Source organism: Burkholderia glumae LMG 2196 = ATCC 33617 (genome assembly GCF_000960995.1).
Classification (GTDB): Bacteria; Pseudomonadota; Gammaproteobacteria; order Burkholderiales; family Burkholderiaceae; genus Burkholderia; species Burkholderia glumae.
The window spans coordinates 1797792-1815282 of sequence record NZ_CP009434.1 but is presented as its reverse complement, the minus strand read 5'-3'; the positions used below and the strand labels follow the sequence as shown (position 1 = coordinate 1815282).

The following is a 17491-nucleotide window of genomic DNA, read 5'->3' as shown; positions in this document are numbered from 1 at the left end:
CATGACCAAGTTCATCTCCGCGACCCACGACAAGGCCACGCTGACCGTGCAGTACGTCGCCGACAACGGCGACATCCTGCTGCGCAGCGGCGGCACCATCGCCTGGCGCTTCAACAATCCCGGCAACCTGCGGCCGAAGTCGAAATACGTGAAGACCTCGATCGGCGTGGGCAGTACCGCGAGCGGCAATTTCTTCATCTTCCCCGACTACGAAACCGGCCGCGCGGAGAAGAAGGCGCTGCTGCGCCGCAAGTACAACGACATGTCGATCTCGGAGGCGCTGCAGGTGTACGCGCCGCCCAGCGAGAACAACACCGAGGCGTACATCCAGGCGATCTGCAGCGGCACCGGCTTTGCCCGCACGCGCGTGCTCAATACCATGAGCGACGCCGATCTCGAGTCGATGATGACCGTGATGGAGAAGCACGAGGGCTACAACGCGCGGATCAAGACGCGCCACGAACGCTGGATTCGCACCGCGTCGGTCACGCTGTCCGACGGCGCCAAGCCGATCGCGAACCAGAAGGTGACGGTGCAGGCCGGCGCGAAGAAGACCGAGCTGACCACCAACGCGTTCGGCCAGCTGCCGCTGCTGCCGATCGAGTCGGCCGGGCAGCAGATCCAGTTTCTCGTCGATCACGCGAAGGAGGGCATGAAGCAGATCGGGCAGATCACGACGCAGAACGTTTCGTCCGCCTACGTGTTCTTCCACGACCTGTTCCAGACCACCGCGCCCACCAGCACGCACTACGCGAAGGACACGGTCCGGCACGAGGCGATTCCCGGCTTTCGCTACCGGATCGTGTCGGGCGACACGCTCGGCAAGATCGCGCACAAGTTCAAGGTCAGCGTCGCGCAGTTGCAGGCCGACAACCATCTGAAGTCGACGCGGATCTTCGCCGGCGACTATCTGATGATCAACGCGAAGAAGCCGCACGATGCCCCGGCCGCGCCGCCGAACCCGAGCGCGGTGAAGTCGGCTGCCAAGCATCACGCCGCGTCCGCGAGCGCCGCGTCCACCGCGAGCAGCCCGGCGCCGGCGTCCTCGTCGGCGGGCACGCAGGGCCACGCCGTCAGCATCGACGACTTCGCGAAGCCCGCCGGCGGCGCCACCCCGGCCCCGGCCGCAGCCAAGGCCGCGCCGGCCGCCGCGGCGTCCGCCCATCCGGCGGCATCCGCCCCGACGGCCGACAGCTCGGTGGTGCTCGACCGCAGCAAGCTCGGCCAGGGGCATCCGGTGGCGTTCGTGCCGGCCAGCTCGCCGCAGGCGCCGTGGATGGAGTTCGCGCTGCAGCAGGCCAAGTTCTGGCACGGCCAGAAGGAGAACGTGATCACCAAGACGATCAACTACCACAAGGAAGTGGGCGGTTCGCTGAAGTCGCTGGTCGGCGACAGCAACCCGTGGTGCGCGTCGTTCGTCAACTGGTGCCTGCAGAGCGCGAAGTATCCGAAGACGGCCGCGCCGATGGATTCGCAGTCGTTTCGCTACAGCAAGAACTTCGTCAAGATCGACAAGCCGGTGTTCGGCGCCATCGCGGTCTACAAGCACAGGAAGGGTGGCCATGCAGCGTTCGTCTATGCGCAGACCAGCGCCGGCTCGCCGATCCTGCTGGGCGGCAACCAGAGCGATGCGATCAACTTCGGCAAGCAGAAGGCCGCTGAGCTGAAGGGCTTCTACGTGCCCGCCACCTACCTGAAGTTCGCGAAGGAGGAACTCGCGAAAGGCGCCAAACTCGAAGTGTCGACGCCCGAAAAACTGAACGAGGAATTTCACATTGCATTCTCCAAGAAGAAGGCCAATGCGGATCGCTGAGCTGCTGTGTGCGGCGCTGCTCGGCGGCGCCGTGCCGCTTGCGCACGCGGCCGGCGCCGATTGCCTGACCCAGGCCGAGGTGACGAAGCTCGATACCGATTTCTGGGCCAAATTCCCGTCGCCCGACGGGTTCGCCGCCTATGCGGCACCCGACATGCGGCTCGACACCAACATCGTCGACCTGATGCGCCCCGAGCTGGCGAAGGCCGACGGCCCCACGCGCGCGCGCAGCTTCGCCGTGTACGCGAGCCAGCATCCGGAATACTTCGCGCCGTTCCGCACCGAGCACAGCTCGCACTACCTCTATTACCCGGGGCGCGATCGCCATCCGGATGCCGTCAAGCAAGCCAGCGTGTTTCCCGCGAACCGCTGCGTGTCGATGTTCAGCTTCGACGACGAGCGCCATACCTGCATCGCCGGCGCGCGCACGCGCGCGATGAGCTTCTCGTTCGTGAAGGAGAACGGGCGCGTGCAGTTGCAGGGCATCGAAGTGGGCATGGAGGCGTGCCAGCCGTGACGCGCCGGGGTGGTCCGCCGAGCCCGCCCGGCACGAGGGCATGAACGCGCGCGGCCGGACCCGGGCACGGCTCGCCGCGGCTTGCTGCGCTGCAAGCTGTCAAAGCGCTGACGCAACGCTATCATCGCCGTCCGACATCACGCTTGCTCCGGCGGAGCGCTCATGAAATCGATCCATCCGGTCCCTCGGGCAGCGACCCGCATCGTGCTGCTGGCCGCACTGGCCGCTGCGCCCAGCGCGGCCTTCGCATTCAACGAGGAGGCCAACTACAACGAATGCATTCTCAATACGGTGTCGAACACCTGGAACCGCAACGTGGTGGAGATGATCCGCGCCTCGTGCGATCGCCTCTATCGGCGCTGGGCCATGCTCACGCCCACCGACGTTTCGTTTCATCGCTGCCTGCTCGCGCATCTGCCTGGCGTGCAGAGCAACGCCGCGATCGGCCCGGTGGTGCAGGCGTGCCGCCGGCAGAGCACCGATTCTGACCATTTCGACTGAACCGAGCCTGCCGCCGCCAGCCGGCCCGGCAGCCGGCCCCCATCCATCGCTCACTGCTCGAAATCGCTGCCGGCCGCGCGCAGCCGGCGCAGCGCGCTGTCCAGGTGGGCCCGCGCGCTGGCCGGATCGCCAAGCCGTATCTGTTCATGGGCGCGCTGCGCGATATGGCGCGGCACCGTCTGCAGCGGGCGGCCGGTCTGCATCGCCTTGAGCTGCACCTCGGCCGCCCGCTCGAGGTAATAGAGATCGTCCCAGGCCTCGGCGATGCTCGCGCCCGCGACGATCACGCCGTGGTTCTTCAGGAACAGCACGTCGGCCTCGCCGAGCGCGGCCGCGATCCGGTCGCCCTCCGCGGCGTCGAGCGCGAGCCCGTTGTACTGCTCGTCCACGGCGGTGCGCCCATGGAATTTCAGCGCGCTTTGCCCGAGCCACAGCAGCGGCGGCCCTTCGAGCAGGCACAGCGCCGTCGCGTTCGGCATGTGGGTGTGGAAGGCCGCCTTCACGCGCGGCAGCGCGCGATGCAGCCGCGCATGGATCGATAAGGCCGTGGCCTCGGGCTGGCCCTCGCCCTCGATCACGTTGCCGTCGTAATCGCAGATCAGCAGTCGCGACGCGGTGATCTCCGAAAACGCGTAGCCGTAAGGATTCACGAGAAACAGGTCGTCATGGCCCGGCACCACCGCCGAGAAATGGTTGCAGATGCCTTCCTCGAAGCCGTGTTGCGCGGCGAGCCGAAAGCAGGCCGCGAGTTCGATGCGCGCGGTCCGCACCGCGTCCGAGTCGAGCCCGGTGCGCCGGCCGTCCGGCGCGGCGCCGCTAGTGAGCTGATGGGCCATCTGCCTGTCCTCCGCGGAACTGGAAACGCAAAGGCATAAGCTTACCAACCCGGCGACGCAAATCGTGCGGGCGTGATCGTGCCCTCGTCGGTGCGGGCCGGGCCGTCTCAGGCCACGCCCGCGCCCAGCGCGAGCAGGTCCGCCGGCTCGCGAAACACCTGATGCGGCCGCCTGGCGAGCAGCGCGTCGAGGTCGGTATAGCCCCAGCCGACCGCGCCGTAGCGCAGGCCGACGCCGTCGGCCGCCTCGGCGTCGCGAATTTCGTCCCCGACATAGATCGCGTGCGCGGCGTCGGTGCCGGTGGTCTTCAGGATCGTGCGCAGCCGGTGCGACTTGCCGAACAGCGACGCGCTGCATTCGACGGCCGCGAAGCGTTCGACGAGCGCGTCGCCGAGCACGGCTCGCACGTTGTCCCGCGAGTTCGAGGTGGCCACGGCCACCGCGATCCGCCGGTCGATCAGTGCCTGCAGTGCGGCCACGATGCCCGGGAACGGCCGTACCTCGTGAATTCGTTGGCTCATGACGCGACGCGCGTCGGACAGCACGGCCGGCACTTTCCAGATCGGCAGCGCCAGCTCGCGCAGCACCTCGCTCGCGCTCAGGCCGCGCAGCCTGCGCCGGTCCTCGCCGGCGGTCTGGCGAAAGCCGTGGCGGGCCGCGAGGCCGTTCAGCGCGTCGGCGAACACGGGGTAGGAGTCGGCGAGGGTGCCGTCGAAATCGAACAGGGCGAGGCGTAGGGTCATCGGCGAAGGCGGCGCGGGGCGCTGCCGGGAAGGCAAGGGTGGAAGCACGAGCACGGTGGGGCGGGGCGGCCGCAGCCGTCGGCGAACCACTGCCGCCAACGAAGGGCCAGGTCCAGCGGCCGGGCCGCCGCATGCGGCATGCCCGCTCAGGGAGCCCCCATCTTCCCGGGCCGCCGGCCTGGCGTCAAGCGCCAGCCCGCGCCGGACCAGCGCCAAGCCGTGCCATCGGCGGGCCGGCTGGCGTGCCTCGGTCAGCCGCGCCGAGCGTGCGGCGAGGGCGGCGCGGCAGCGGGCCGGACACGCGCCGCTCGGGGCTGGTTTGCCAGCGCCGACCCGGCCGCTCGCGAATTCCGCTCGCCAGGCCGGGCCGCCGCGGCGATTCGCGGTGGGGCTCAGGCGCCGGACGCCGGCACGACCAGGTATTTCTCGCCCGTGGCACGCTTCGCGAAGCGGCGGATCGTATCGGGATCGATCAATTGCTCGAGCGTGATCCGCTCGTGGTAGCGGCTCGCGAACGTGCTGCCGAGTTCGGACGCGATGCGCCTGCGCATGCGCTGCACCACCGCCGGGCCGAACTGCTGCAGGCGCCACGTCACGAGCCAGCCGCCGACGCCCCAGGCCATCCCGAAACGCCGGTCGAGCACGGTCGGGCTCGGGTCCAGCGTGCCGTACAGGTAGACCTGCCGGTGCGTCGGCGAGCCATAGCGGTCGTAGCGCGTCATGCGGCGCGTGGCCACCTCGCTCATCGCGACCAGCAGCCGTTGCGCCGTCTGGCCACCGCCGATCGCGTCGAACGCGAGCGTGGCGCCGGTGGCGTCGAGCGCCGCCACCAGGGCTTCGTCGAAATCGGGCGCCGAACTGTCCAGCACCCATTGCGCGCCGAGCCCGCTCAGCAGTGCCGCCTGCGCGGGGCTGCGCACCACGTTGACGAGCGGCACGCCGTCGGCCGCGCAGAGCCTCACCAGCATCTGCCCGAGATTGGAGGCCGCCGCCGTGTGGACGATCGCCGTGTGGCCCTCGGTGCGCATCGTCTCGAGCATCGCCAGCGCCGTCAGCGGATTGATGAATGCGGACGCACCGGCTTCGGCCGCGGTGCCGTCGGGCAGGACCATCACCTCGGCCGCCGCGGCCAGCCGGTACTGCGCGTAGGTGCCTTGGGCGCTGCGCAGCGCGACGCGGCGCCCGAGCAGATGGCGCGCCTGCTCGCCAGCCGCGACCACGGTGCCGGCGCCCTCGTTGCCGATCGCGAGCGGCATGCCGAGGCGCGCGCTCACCGTGGGCAGCCGATCCGCGGGAACGGCGGCCGTGGTGACCGGCGTGGCGCCGTCGGCGCTGGCCTCGCGGGCCAGCGTCGCAAGGTCGGCAGGCGCGAGCATCGCCAGGATGTCGGACGGATTGACGGGCGCGGCCTCGATGCGCACGACGATCTCGCCGGCGGAAGGAGGCGGGACGGGCACGCGTTCGAGCCAGAGCCGCAATTCGCCTCGTGCGGTGATCAGCGAACGCAGTTCTAGGCCGTGGGAGGGAACGCGGGAGAGATCGGTGGACATGTCGGTGAGCGGCTCCGTGGAGATCGACGAGCGAAGGCGGCGGGCGGCGGCGCCCGATGCGTGGCAAGCGGTAGGCGGGCAGGACACCCGGCCGGCATACCTCGCAGTGTCGGCCCGCCGCGCGCGAATCACAACCGACAAAATGAACGCCGCGGTCGCGCGCGGCCCCAGGCGCGGCGCAGCAAGGCCGGCGCCGGCGGTTGCGCGGACGGCGGCGCGGCTCGCAGCTGCCGGGGCGAAGCAGGCCGCGCGTCGCACCGGAAGTTCGCCGTGCGGCTCGCGGCTTCGGGCGCTCGCCGCGTCGGGCCGCGGCGGCTGTTATATCTGGCGGTGTCGCAGCGGGCGGGGCGCGCATCGCAAATGCGCCGGCACCGCCGCCGCCATCGCGGCCTACCGCGGAACCTAGCCGAAACTGCAATGAAACCGACACGCCTATCGAGTACCGACCTCAGCCGCCCGTTGTCGCCCACCGACCGGCAGCCGGCCGAGTCGAAAGCGCCACCGCAGCCCTCGCGCCAGGGCCGGCCCGATTCAAGGCTGTCCGGACTCGCGGGCATGGCGCGCGGCGGCGAGCCCGGCGTGCGCCATGCCGCCATGCTGACGCCGCAGCAGGCCCGCTTCGCGAGCGCCCTGCAGGCCGGCCGCCGCGTCAGCCAGCAAGGGCTGCAACAAGCCGACGACGAGGCACTCGCGGCCGGTATCGCGGCGAGCCTGGCCGCGATGCCCGAAGACGGCCGCGGCCAGCCGGCCGAACCTCAGGCCAGCCTCCAGTCACGCGTGGACAGCGCGCTCGACGCGGGCGCTAGGGTCAGCCAGCAGGCGCTCGAGCGCGCCTACGATCCCGAACTGCAGGCGGCGATCGCCGAAAGCCTCCGGCCCGCCGGGTCCGGCGGCGCGAGCGAGCAGGCCGCGTTCCGGGCGCGCGTGGACAGCGCGCTCGATGCGGGCGTGAAGGTCAGCCAGCAGGCGCTAGAGCGTGCCTATGGGCCAGCGCCGGCGGCCTCGCGATCACCGGCCCGGCCGTTGCCGGCGGCGACGGCCGGTGCCGGGCGCCAGCGCCTGCCGCCGCTGGAGGCCCCCGTGCGGCGGCTGTCGTCGGCGAGTGCGTCGGGCAGCTCTGCGGCGTCGCCTTCGAGCCGGTCGCCGGCGGCATCGTCGGCCACGTCGATGAGCGCGTTCTCGGCGCCGCCGTCGCCGCACACCGGGTGCCAGCGAAGAGACGGTCTCATTGGACGATTTCGCGCCGATGGGCATGCCACCGTTTATCGGCGAGTCGTTCGGCAGGCAGAGGTGGCCGGCCGGGCCTGACGGCACGCCGCATTCCGGCAGGCAGGCCGAACTCGAGAAGATGCGCGAGATGATCGAGCAGGCCGCCGAGGATCTGAGGAAGGCTTAGCCGACGTAGGCAGCGCAGCCGATCGCGGATCCAATCGAGGAAATGCGCGCCATCAATGACCTGAAGGCGCTGGCGTTTCTGAATCGGAATCTACGCCGTTTGGCTGCGCTGCACACCATGCTGGTGACGGGCGTAACAGGCGGAGGTCAGCTGGTTGATAGCCATCATGCAATTTGACATAAGGTAAATTATCGACTTTTTGAATGTTACGGCTATTTAGTAATGTCTGGTTCGGAGCCACTACGGGCGCATGCTGTCGAGGCGCAACACGGTGGAGCCTGCCATGCACAAGCCCGGCCTGGTCACGGGATGTATGACGCCGGGCTTTGGGTTCCGCGAGCGTCAATGAGCAACTGGTCAACCAGTTCCAGTTTAAGCGGCTTGTCAGCGTCGAGCTTCTTTTTCTCGATCACGTATTTCCAGCCGTCGCCGTTGCCCGGATTTCGATAGAACGCAACGATGGCCACGTACTTCGTATCGGCCTGCATCCGCTGTGTAAAGCTTGCGGACGCGCCCGGGTTGATCACGGATGCCATGCTCGTTAGCAGATCCTGAGAAAGCACGGTCCGGTCGTTCCTCAGTAGGTCCTCGTAAGATGCCTGGTCGAATATCTTCCGGTCCTTGAGCTGGTATATGCGCACGGCAACCGACGTCGGGCGGCCGGCGTCGTCCGGATTCAAGGCTTCGCGGGCGGAAAGATCGACGTTGAGCACCTTCGTCTGCTTGAAGAACACGGCGTGATACGTGCTCGACGAGGCGTCCGAGACAGCCTGCCATGCGCCGCAGGCCGACAGCAGCAAGGTGGACGCAAGAATTGAAAGAGTGACACGAATAGGCATCGGAACTCCTCGATCCGGCATGATGCGTTGAGATTCGGCAGCCCCGGCATGACTGGCCCGGACCGCATGAAGAGAAATCGACGACGGGCGCCTTCGACATGGCGGCCTGGTTCGCCACGCTGAAGTTCGGTCTGGGCGGGCGCCCGAACGTTTCATGAGCTTGTCCCGGTCAGCCATGTCGTGCAGCCAAATATGGATTGGGCGCGGGCGTGGGAAATGCCTCGTAGACGCCGAGTGCGATGTTGACGAGGCGTGCCTCGGCGGCGCGCAGCACGGTCGTCCAGCCAAGGCGCGGCGCCGGACCGGTTGAGGCCGGGCCGATGGCAGGCTCGGGCGCAAGCCGGGAGGAAATCTCCATGCGCAGGTGCACGTCGGCTTTCACCCCCACGTACAGTTGCACGAACGCCATCAGCTCGCGATGCAGCCACGCGCCAGGCAGGAGGTCGTGGGCCTGCCGGGCATCAGCCGGGCGCAGCGTGACTCGCACCGCGCGGCTGCGGTAGGCGATGCGCCGGCCGAGCACGTAGCTGCCCCCCAGCCCCCGGCGCGCCCCGTCTTCCGCCGCAGCGGCTTCGCCCGTGGATGTCAGCGGCCGCGGCTGTCCGGCACGCGTGAGCGCCGGAAAGAATTCGTCGACGCGTACGCCGACGCCGGGCACGGCCAGCGCGATCACGCCGGCGAGGCCCTCGGGCGTGCGCGTATGCTGGATCAGCAGCCCCAGTAGCGCGAGCATCCGCGAATCCGGCAGACCGGCGCGCCGCGGCTTGTCGCCCCAGCCGAACCCGGCCAGGCACAGCAGATTGCGGGAATGCGCGTCGGCGCCGCCTGCGCGGAAGCTTTCCGGATAGCGGTACTTCTTCCAAGCGCGGTATAGCAGCGTGACGTACCGGTGGTTGAACTGGTCGAGAAACGCTTCAACCGCCTCATGCCCCTCCTCCCGCCGCACGATCTCGTCGATCATGTGCGCCGGCACCGCCGCGTCGACGCCGTACAGACCCATGAACGTCGTCCGTATGGTGGGCGGCGCGTCAGGCCGTGCGTCGTCAAGCTCGACCGACGCCATTTCTCCGGCCGGAAAGCCCAGGCGGGGCCGCGGCCGAAAACGCACCCGCTCATGCTCGAGCGAGTCGCGCGTGCCGAAACCGGGGGCATCCGGCACCTGCGCCTCGAGCAGCCGACACAGCTGCATGAAATTCATGCGGGGCGCGCGAGCGAGCAGCGACGCGACGAGTGGCTCGAGATTCGGCAGTTCGTCCCCCAAGGAGACTTCCTTCGGTTCGCGCGCGCTCATAGCGGAGCCCGCTGCGCTTTGCTGCGCGGCCAGATCGTGCGGGTCTGCGACGGCAGGCTCACGATCGACAGCTTGGTGAACAGGTTGATTTCCGCGTACTGCGCGAAGAACCGGTGCAGCAGCTCGCCGAACAGCATCACGTCGCCCTCGCCCGAAAACGCATGCGAATCGAGCGTCACCTCGATCAGCACGCCACGCTCGACCGAGCCGCCCGTCACCTCCTCGATGAGCTCCTGCGAGACCCACCGGATGCCGGCCAGCCGGCGGCGATTCAGCTCGTCGTCGGTCCAGTCGTACAGTGCGAGTGCACCGCGCAGCACTTCCGCATTCATCATCGACAGGAAGTTCGGCGCCAGATGCGATAACACGCGCCACTGGAAACGGTCTTCGGTCGGCGGATACAGCGGCAAGGTCGGCGACACGAGGTTGCGTACGCCCGCGACGTTCGGGGGGCTGGCCGCCAGCTCGTCGAGGCTGGCTTCACGCAGCCCCTTGCGCGGCAACAGTCCGTTCGTGCCCGTCACACGCAGCGACAGGCTTTCCTCGGGCAGCGTGTCCATGGTCTCCCAGGCATGACCGCCGAGAATCACCCAGGTTTCGTGCAGCCCGGACACACCCGGTCGCACGCGCGTATGGAAATAGCGCTCCGGCGCCTCGTGCCGCAACATGCCGCCGCGGTGCCGGAAGGTAGCGAACGGCACGTATTCGTATCGCTCGGCCGTGTCATGGTCGAATGTCGCAATGGCGTCGACCGAGTAGGTTTCGACATGCCCGCCCTGATGACCTGCCGGCACCACGCGATATTCGGTTTCGTGATGATCGATCACGATCGGTTCGGCATCCAGTTCGAACAGATTGATCACCGGGCTGCAGAAGAGGCGCAGGTTCTCGGCGCTGAAGCGCTGGTCCGACGGATAGGCCTGCTTCAATACGATTTCCAGCTCGAAGCGGGTCGCGCTCGCGGGCAGCTTCGTGATGTCGACTCCGCGTAGGTCGACGAACAGGAATTTCTCGCGGAACGTAAAATACTCGAGCAGCAGCTGGTAGCCCGAGAAAGCCGCCTCGGCCTTCGGCCACAGCCGTTCTTCGGTCGAAAAACCGGCCGGCTCGATCGTGACGCCGGAGAGCGGCACCGCTTCGCCGTCGCGGATTTCCGGAATGCGCCAGGTGATTGCATCGACCTGGCGCGTAAGCGCGAGATGCATTGCGAACGCAGTCGGCAGATCCGCATTCAGATGCACGCGCAGTCGCGTCAGGTCCGTTTCGTTGCGGCGCGCCGACCCGTCGAGCGCGAACCCGATCCGGATCACCGAACGGCCGTCATGGCGCACACTCGGGCCGGCATGCGTGATCGAAAGCGGCTGCAGCGTCACGGCCTGCGTGGTTCGGTATAGACACTGAACCGTCTTCGGCACCGAGCCATCGGCGCCGGCCGGCGGCGGTATCGCAATCGGCGCGGAGCGAACCGGCACGCCTGCCGGCACGATCTCGGTTTTTTGCAGCTTGTCCGCGAGCGGGATCAGCTGGACCACCGACAGCGACGGGATCATCCGCAGATAGTGCGGCCATAGGAGGCTCACGAGTCCCTCGGTGAGCTCCGGCAGTTCATCGTCGAGTTTCTGTCGAAGCCGGCCGGTCAGGAATGCAAAGCCCTCGAACAGCCGCTCGACATACGGATCGCGGTCGCCCACGCGATCGAGGTTGAGCAGGCGCGCGCGATCGGGATGCGCTTTCGCGAACTCCCTGCCGGACTCGCGCAAATAGCGCATTTCCGCCTCGTAGTAGCGCAGAATCGGGTCGTCGTTTTCCATTGATCTTCGTTCTTATGAGAGAGTCAGGGCACGCGCCGGATCGAGCACGGTCAGTTCCGCCTGCAGTTCACCGATGCGGCGGGCCAGCGCCGGCTTGTCGGCATCCTTGCGGTTGCTCATCGCCTTCAATGCGCGGACCAGCTGCTGCTTGACCTCGAACACCAGCGCCGGCTCCCAGCGCGTGAGCGGCAGTGTCCGGGACGAGGCGTCGAGCTCGGCCAGCAGCGCCAGTGCCGTATCCGGGCGGCTGGCCTGATCGGCCAGGCGCGCCATCACCAGCCGCTGCAGATAGCGATGGCGGTCCGTCTTCATGCCTGGCAGTGCCTCAAGCCAAGCGAAGGCGGCTTCCACACCCTCGCGCCCGGCCAGTTCCCGCGCCTGCGCCTCGATTTCCGGCCAGTCGCCGGCGGCATCGCCGACGCTCTCGGCCGAGACCGGCAGCGGAGCGACAGACTCGCCCGCTTCCAGATCGCGCACTACCGCGTGCCGCGCGATCCACTCGAGCGTTGCATCGTCGGCGAACGGCGTGCCGTCGGCGAACGCCAGCCGTTCGATGCCGGGCAGTCGTTCGAGGAAGAGCGCAAAGTCTGCGCGCAGCTGTGCGCGCCATCCGCTATACGGCGCACCGATATGGTCGAGCGCGACGTGCTGGAAATACTGCAGGTCGAACCACAGATGGTTGACGCCCTCCATGAACGCGCCTTCGACGCGTTCGAGCAGTTCGTGCCACTGCTTCTGCAGCACGAGCCGTTTCATCTGCTGGCGAAGTTCGCCGCGAGGCGCGACGAGGCGCGTATGCGAGGCGGCATCGGCCGGCGGCACTTCGTGCAGCGTATCCCAGCGCACACTGCGCACGAGCCGCACCGACGGCAGATAGCCGTTTTCCTGATCGCGCAGCCACACCGCCATCGTGCGCGCCTGATCGAGCAGGTCCCGCGCCGACGTGATCGTGCCGAAGGCAGCCGTCGCCGCGGAAAGCGGTGAAGGCACGGCGGCGCCCTGCTCGGCCGTGAGAGCGGGCTCATTGTTTCGCTCGAAGCGAGAGATGAGCGCTTGCAGGTTCGGGCGCGCGGCGTCGGACCAGGTCTGCGTGCAGGCCACCAGCACGTCGAGCGCGGCCAGTGCGCGCTCGAGGTCAGCCGGTGCGAACGCGCCACGGCTTTCCAGCATCTCGATCATGCGCGTGGTCGCCAGCATCTCGAGCGCGCCCCTTTTTGCCTCGGCGCGTGCGGGCAACACGGTCTCGCCGTAGCGGTCGACGAGCGCCGCGGCCAGCTCGAGCCCGTCGGCAAAGCCGGAAGGTCCGTCCTGCCGCAGCCGCGCGAACGCGTAGTAACCGGCCAGACGCAGATCCTTGCCGGTCTCCTTGAGCAACTGCTCACAGCCACTCACGATGAGGCCGTCGTCGATGCCGGAGAGCTTTTGCGTCTCCTCCCGAAGCGCGAAGAACGTATCCTCGTAGCCCGGGTCGCGCCCCACGCCCGTGTCACCCGCGAGCGGCAGCAGCCACGCATGCCACGCGTCGAGCCGCGTCCGCGCGAGCTGCTCGGCGTCGTCGCGGGTCGGAAAAAGGCGTTTGAACAGTCCGCCCAGCATCATTCGACCTCCGGCAATGGACCCGATGCGCCATCAGGCAGCGGCACCGCGGCATGTTTGGCCGCCGAGATCGCGGCCGGCGGCAATGGTGGCGGACCGATGGCCGACGGCGTCGGCTCCGCCTTCGTCGCGCCCGTGACGAAGATCCGGGCGGGCAGCGTGTAGTGCCGCAGTTCCAGCACCTCCAGCGGCCCCGAGCCGACCTCGCTGCGCAGTTGCACGCGCAGCGGCAGCCCGAGGCTCGTGTCCGGCGTCCAGGTCAGCAGATAGCGCGCGCTGTCCTGCTGCGAGACTTTCGCACGTTCCAGCAGCCGGATCAGGCCGAACCGGCCCTGCGAATCGAGCGCCGTGCGCAGCCCGCCCTGCTCGGTCTGCCATTCGATGTGCGACAGGTTCTCCAGCGACTGCCCGGGCCACTCGAACGGCGTCCACTCCTGCTTCTGGTTGAAGTAGCGCAGCTCGCGCCCGGACAGCACGAACTTCATGTCCGTGATGCCCGGCGTCGGCTCCGGCCGCAACTCGTATCGCAGGTGCGCGTCCCCGGACGGGAACAGCATGGTCGAGACACGGGTGAGCTGGTTCAGGCTGGCGAGGAAGCCGGGATCGATCGTCAGCGCACCGTGGTCGGCCCCCTGCACCGCCACCCATCGGTCACCCTGCCGCTCGACCACGCCGGCAAGCTGAGTGGTGACGAACTGCGCGATCACGCCGTTATCGGGCCGCATGAAGCGCGCCATTTCGGGCAGCGACGCGTCATTGTCGGAGTCGGCGAACGGATAGCGGCCGCCGAAGGTCCTGGTCCAGTCCGCCACGATTGCGGTGCGCCACATGTCGTTCAGGCTCGACGCCGCCGGCTGCACGACAACTTGCCAGGCCTGGTCGAACGGCGCGCGGAACAGCTCGCCAAACCCGGACCACTGCTCGCCCAGGCTCGCGGCGAGGCGGCTGGCGTAGTCGCGGCTCTCGGCGATGTCGGACGTCCTGCCTTGCAGGACCGCCTGCGCCGCCTGACGCGCCATCGCGTCCGGATCGGCACCGGAGACGATCTGCGAGGCCTTCAGGCGCATGGCGGTAACGCGCTCCAGGTATCGTGCGAGGCTCAAGTCGCCGGTCGCGGCAAGCGGTGCGGCGGCCTTGCCGCTCGCAGCTGCGCCTAGCACCAGATCGCTGCCGGTCAGGCGCAGGATCGGCCCGAACGCCTTGGCAAGCGGCGCGAGCGGCGGCTGGGTCTGCTTCGACGGATCCTTCTCGGCGCCGCCGACGAGCTGCTGCGCCTTGCTGATCAGATTGTCGGCGAGCGACTGCGCATTCGCGCCGGCACCCGCCTGGTAGACGATCGCGTTCATCAGCGCGACGAGCGGCGAGCGTTGCGGGTCGCCCAGCAGCGTGAGCTGGTCGGCCGTGGCGGACAGCGTCGGCGCCGCTTGCCAGCGCAGGCTGTTGAGGAACAGCGCCCAGGCCCGTCCATAATCGTCGAAGTAGCGCTGGCGCAGCTGGGCCTTCAGCCTTGACGGTGCGGACTGCGTCGCCTTGACGTCGGAGAGCACCCAGTCGCCCGCCACGTTTTGCTGCTCGCTCGCTTTGTCGATCGCTTTCGAAATCCGCTCGTCCCAGGCGGCGCGTGTGAACACACCCGGCACGGCCGCCGTCGTATCGAATAGGCCCCGGCTGGTCGTGTCGCCCAGCAGCGTCGCGAGCGAGACAGGCGGATACTTGGCCTTCGCGTCGTCGAGGATCTGCTGATAGACCGCATCGGTCGAGTTCTGGATGCCGCGCACGCCGATCACCGTCTGGCGCGTCGAGGCCACCAGCCCCAGATCCGGCGCCATCGCCTGCCACCTTCCGCGGCCCAGATGATTCGCCAGGAACGCGATCGTGTGCTGGCGCAGGTCTTCCCACGCCCCCGACGACAGCGGCGAGTTCGCGGGGCGCACGGGCGCGGCCGTCGCGACGAGTTGCGGAGTCAGGAATGCGGCGACCGCCCGTTCTGGCCTGGCGAGCATCAGGTAAGCCTTCAGCGTGTCGTAGACGGCCTGCACCTGCGCATTGCCGCCGCTGGCGATCTGGGCATCCGACAGGGAGGCAAGCTTGCGCAGGCGCGCCTCGAGCTTCTGGCGGATCGGCGCCACGAGGATGCGGCTCGCCGCATTGGCATAGCCCGGCCATAGCGCATCGAGCAGCGCGCCGTCGCGGTTCAGGCCGAAGCGCGTGCTCCACGGCGCGCCGTCGCGCTGATGGACTTCGAGCGTATCGATCTGCCGGTCGAGGCCGTTGAGCGCTTGCAAGGCCTGCGTGCGATCCTGAACGGTCGACAGCCGCGCAATGGTATCGGCCACGTTCCGGATCGTTGCACGGTTGACGAATCCCGACAGCATCGTGCCGGCGATCCAGCAGCCGACCAGGCCGGTCGTGATCCAGGCCGCTGTCGTCGACGGCGAGAAGCCGACGCGGCGGCCGTGGATTCTGCGGCTGTGTTCGGCGACGGTCTGCCAGATCGTGCGATGTCGAGGTTCACCCGCCGGCTCGTCGTCGTTTGCGTCGGTGGGCAACAACGGTGCCCGCTCCCGTTCCTCGACGAGCGGTGCGAAAAGCAGCCCGTGAATCGCCTGCCGCCAGATGCGGGATTGGGCAGTCTGCAGCACCAACCCGGACAGTGGGCCGTGCAGCGTCGAAATATGCTGCGAGAGCTCGGCGGGATAGCGGTCGGCGGCATCCTTCGCCAGCCGCACGACGCCGGCATCGGCCAGGTTGTAAGCGAGGTCTTGCAACGATGCGTCGATCTGATCCGCGCTGATGCGCGCGTTCGCCCACGTGAACCCGATCGCCTCGTCGGGACTCGACGTTTCGCTGCCGAAATCGGTGACGTTGAGCAGATACGCGGGCGCGGCCCAGCGCAGCGCGCGGGCATGGCGCGCGAGCTGTTGGGCAAGCGCGTCGGTGTCGAACGGAGCATTGGCTGAACTGCGATTGCACGTCACGACCACGATCGCGTCGACCGGACGACGGCGGCGCAGGCGGCGGATTTGATCGAGCCAGTCCGTTTCGAGTGTGTCGCGGGTTTGCTGCGCGTACAGCAAGACCGCGTCGCCGGTAATCAGATACCCGGCCTCGACGAGTCCCGGCGCCAGGCGTTTCACCAGCGGCAGGTCACCGGCGACGAGTACCCACCGTTCGCGATAGCGCCAGCGCCAGCCGTGGCGGTCGCGCAGCGCGTCGCAGAGATTCGCGCCGCGGTACGCATTGAGGTTTTCCCCTTCCTCCTTTTGCGTGACGCCAACTCGGACGATCGGATCGCGGTCGTACCGGGTGCCCAATCTTCCGGGCGAGTGTCGGGCTACGGCCTGCCACCCACCTGCCAACTGTCCGCGTAGCGCCAGCGCGAGCACGCCGATGAACACTACTGCGACGATCCGATGAACCGGAGACGGATCAAAAGCCGAGCCTTTGAACCAGGCAATGACCGCCGCGCCGATCGTCGCAGCGATCACGACAACCCAGTAGCCGGAGATTTTGCTTACCTTCATGTGTTTGTTTCCACATTTTTTTTTGCTCGTGCGGTGTTCTGGATGACTGCGAGCCGCAGAGTGCCTTCGCGCCAGGCAATGCCTTGCGGGCTGCCCGCCTGCGCGCCGTGCTCGATTGCGGCGACAACCGCGAGCCACCCCGCGCACACACCAGGATGTCCTACGGCGGCGTCAATATCGTGCAGCCCATCGAATCCAGTACTCCCAGTCACACCCAGTTTCGCTTCGGATGCTGCGTCGAGCAAAGTGGATCCGTCCTCGCTGTCCAGTCCTGCCTTCCACAGATCCTTCACATTCTGCGGAGCGGCATTGCCCCACAACACGGCTTTCGATATCGCCTCGGGCAGGCCGTCGATCACCGCTTCAACCGGCCTGTGCAGCATCGCGATCATGTTCAGCCCACGTCGTGCCGCGAGAGGAGCCCAGCCCAGCAGGATCGCAACCGCAGTTTCCCCGGTACCTGCTATAGGCATGTCGTGGAGTTGCGCCGAAACGAACAAAGTGAATTTTTCGAGCGAATGCCCCCCTTTGACATCGAGCCATTCGTCGACCGCCATGAGGCCTTGCTCCGCCGGCAATGACGTTAATTCGGCACGTCGGAGCGCCGCTTGCCGCCAGGCTTCACGCCACGCTTCGAGTTGTGCTTCATGCTCGGGTCCCTCCGGCATGTGTAGTCGTACGTCCAGACGGACATCATGGGGCAACGCTTCGATCGTCGGTCTTATCATGGCGACCAACTCGTCAAAGCAGGCTCGATAGCGCTTCACCAGCGTTTCACCGTGGATCGATTCGAGCGCGGTATGGCGCACACCTTCGGCTCCGCTTGCTGCCGTCTGCGCTTCGAGCGCGGTGTCGCCCTGCACAATCTTGCCCGCCAGATTGGCATTGCCCACGCCACTCAGGTACGCGTATCCCAGCACGGCCAGCGGTTCGCTTGCAAACCGAATGGCTTTCTCCCTGTCCCTCAAGCGTGCTTCGTCCTCGGCCTGCAACCGCTCCAACTCCTGTTCGTAATAGAGCAGCCGCAACCCGAACGTCAGGGCGAATGACACTGAGGGCAAAATGGAGTTGCCC

Annotated in this window: 14 protein-coding genes; 5 read left to right on the top strand and 9 right to left on the bottom strand. The window is 67.8% G+C overall.

The window, feature by feature from the left end:
* Nucleotide 1: 1 nt before the first annotated feature.
* The 3 genes from KS03_RS08755 (at nucleotide 2) to KS03_RS08745 (ending at nucleotide 2831) form a co-directional block, all read left to right on the top strand.
* Nucleotides 2-1813 carry a TIGR02594 family protein gene (locus tag KS03_RS08755; protein WP_012733869.1) on the top strand — a complete coding sequence of 604 codons (1812 nt, stop codon included), beginning with the start codon at nucleotides 2-4 and terminating at the stop codon, nucleotides 1811-1813.
* Nucleotides 1800-2330 (top strand): hypothetical protein, encoded by a 531-nt coding sequence (locus tag KS03_RS08750; protein WP_012733870.1) that lies wholly within the window; start codon nucleotides 1800-1802, stop codon nucleotides 2328-2330. Before KS03_RS08755 ends, KS03_RS08750 begins: the two co-directional genes overlap by 14 nt.
* 162 nt (nucleotides 2331-2492) lie before the next feature.
* Nucleotides 2493-2831 (top strand): VF_A0006 family four-cysteine protein, encoded by a 339-nt coding sequence (locus KS03_RS08745; protein ID WP_012733871.1) that lies wholly within the window; start codon nucleotides 2493-2495, stop codon nucleotides 2829-2831.
* Nucleotides 2832-2881: 50 nt separating this feature from the next.
* On the opposite strand, the gene KS03_RS08740 is transcribed toward KS03_RS08745, so the two are convergent.
* The 3 genes from KS03_RS08740 to KS03_RS08730 all read right to left on the bottom strand — a co-directional run bounded on the left by KS03_RS08740 (nucleotide 2882) and on the right by KS03_RS08730 (nucleotide 5960).
* Entirely contained in the window at nucleotides 2882-3667 is a 786-nt protein-coding gene (locus KS03_RS08740; protein ID WP_012733872.1) for an aldolase, read from the bottom strand.
* Nucleotides 3668-3774: 107 nt separating this feature from the next.
* Nucleotides 3775-4410: an HAD hydrolase-like protein gene (locus KS03_RS08735; RefSeq protein ID WP_012733873.1), complete on the bottom strand. Its 636-nt coding sequence runs from the start codon at nucleotides 4408-4410 to the stop codon at nucleotides 3775-3777.
* Nucleotides 4411-4802: 392 nt separating this feature from the next.
* Nucleotides 4803-5960, bottom strand: a complete 1158-nt coding sequence (locus KS03_RS08730; protein ID WP_012733874.1) for a zinc-binding dehydrogenase — start codon at nucleotides 5958-5960, stop codon at nucleotides 4803-4805.
* A 459-nt stretch (nucleotides 5961-6419) separates the two neighbouring features.
* Between KS03_RS08730 and KS03_RS08725 the strand changes: the two genes are divergently transcribed.
* Nucleotides 6420-7268 carry a hypothetical protein gene (locus tag KS03_RS08725; protein WP_127913902.1) on the top strand — a complete coding sequence of 283 codons (849 nt, stop codon included), beginning with the start codon at nucleotides 6420-6422 and terminating at the stop codon, nucleotides 7266-7268.
* 130 nt (nucleotides 7269-7398) lie between these two features.
* Nucleotides 7399-7533, top strand: coding sequence for a hypothetical protein (locus KS03_RS33055; protein ID WP_254984546.1), 135 nt, complete (start codon nucleotides 7399-7401; stop codon nucleotides 7531-7533).
* A 125-nt stretch (nucleotides 7534-7658) separates the two neighbouring features.
* On the opposite strand, the gene tssJ is transcribed toward KS03_RS33055, so the two are convergent.
* The 6 genes from tssJ to KS03_RS08695 form a co-directional block, all read right to left on the bottom strand.
* Nucleotides 7659-8195 carry a type VI secretion system lipoprotein TssJ gene (tssJ, locus tag KS03_RS08720; protein WP_275990888.1) on the bottom strand — a complete coding sequence of 179 codons (537 nt, stop codon included), beginning with the start codon at nucleotides 8193-8195 and terminating at the stop codon, nucleotides 7659-7661.
* A gap of 169 nt (nucleotides 8196-8364) precedes the next feature.
* Nucleotides 8365-9486, bottom strand: a complete 1122-nt coding sequence (gene tssG, locus KS03_RS08715; RefSeq protein WP_012733876.1) for a type VI secretion system baseplate subunit TssG — start codon at nucleotides 9484-9486, stop codon at nucleotides 8365-8367.
* Nucleotides 9483-11297 carry a type VI secretion system baseplate subunit TssF gene (tssF, locus tag KS03_RS08710; protein ID WP_012733877.1) on the bottom strand — a complete coding sequence of 605 codons (1815 nt, stop codon included), beginning with the start codon at nucleotides 11295-11297 and terminating at the stop codon, nucleotides 9483-9485. The genes tssG and tssF overlap by 4 nt, the downstream gene beginning before the upstream one ends.
* Nucleotides 11298-11309: 12 nt before the next feature.
* Entirely contained in the window at nucleotides 11310-12896 is a 1587-nt protein-coding gene (gene tssA / locus KS03_RS08705; protein ID WP_012733878.1) for a type VI secretion system protein TssA, read from the bottom strand.
* The gene (locus tag KS03_RS08700; protein WP_012733879.1) at nucleotides 12893-16417 is read right to left on the bottom strand and encodes an ImcF-related family protein; all 3525 of its coding nucleotides are present in this window, start codon (nucleotides 16415-16417) and stop codon (nucleotides 12893-12895) included. The genes tssA and KS03_RS08700 overlap by 4 nt, the downstream gene beginning before the upstream one ends.
* Nucleotides 16414-17469, bottom strand: coding sequence for a hypothetical protein (locus KS03_RS08695; protein ID WP_050811447.1), 1056 nt, complete (start codon nucleotides 17467-17469; stop codon nucleotides 16414-16416). The genes KS03_RS08700 and KS03_RS08695 overlap by 4 nt, the downstream gene beginning before the upstream one ends.
* Nucleotides 17470-17491 lie beyond the last annotated feature (22 nt).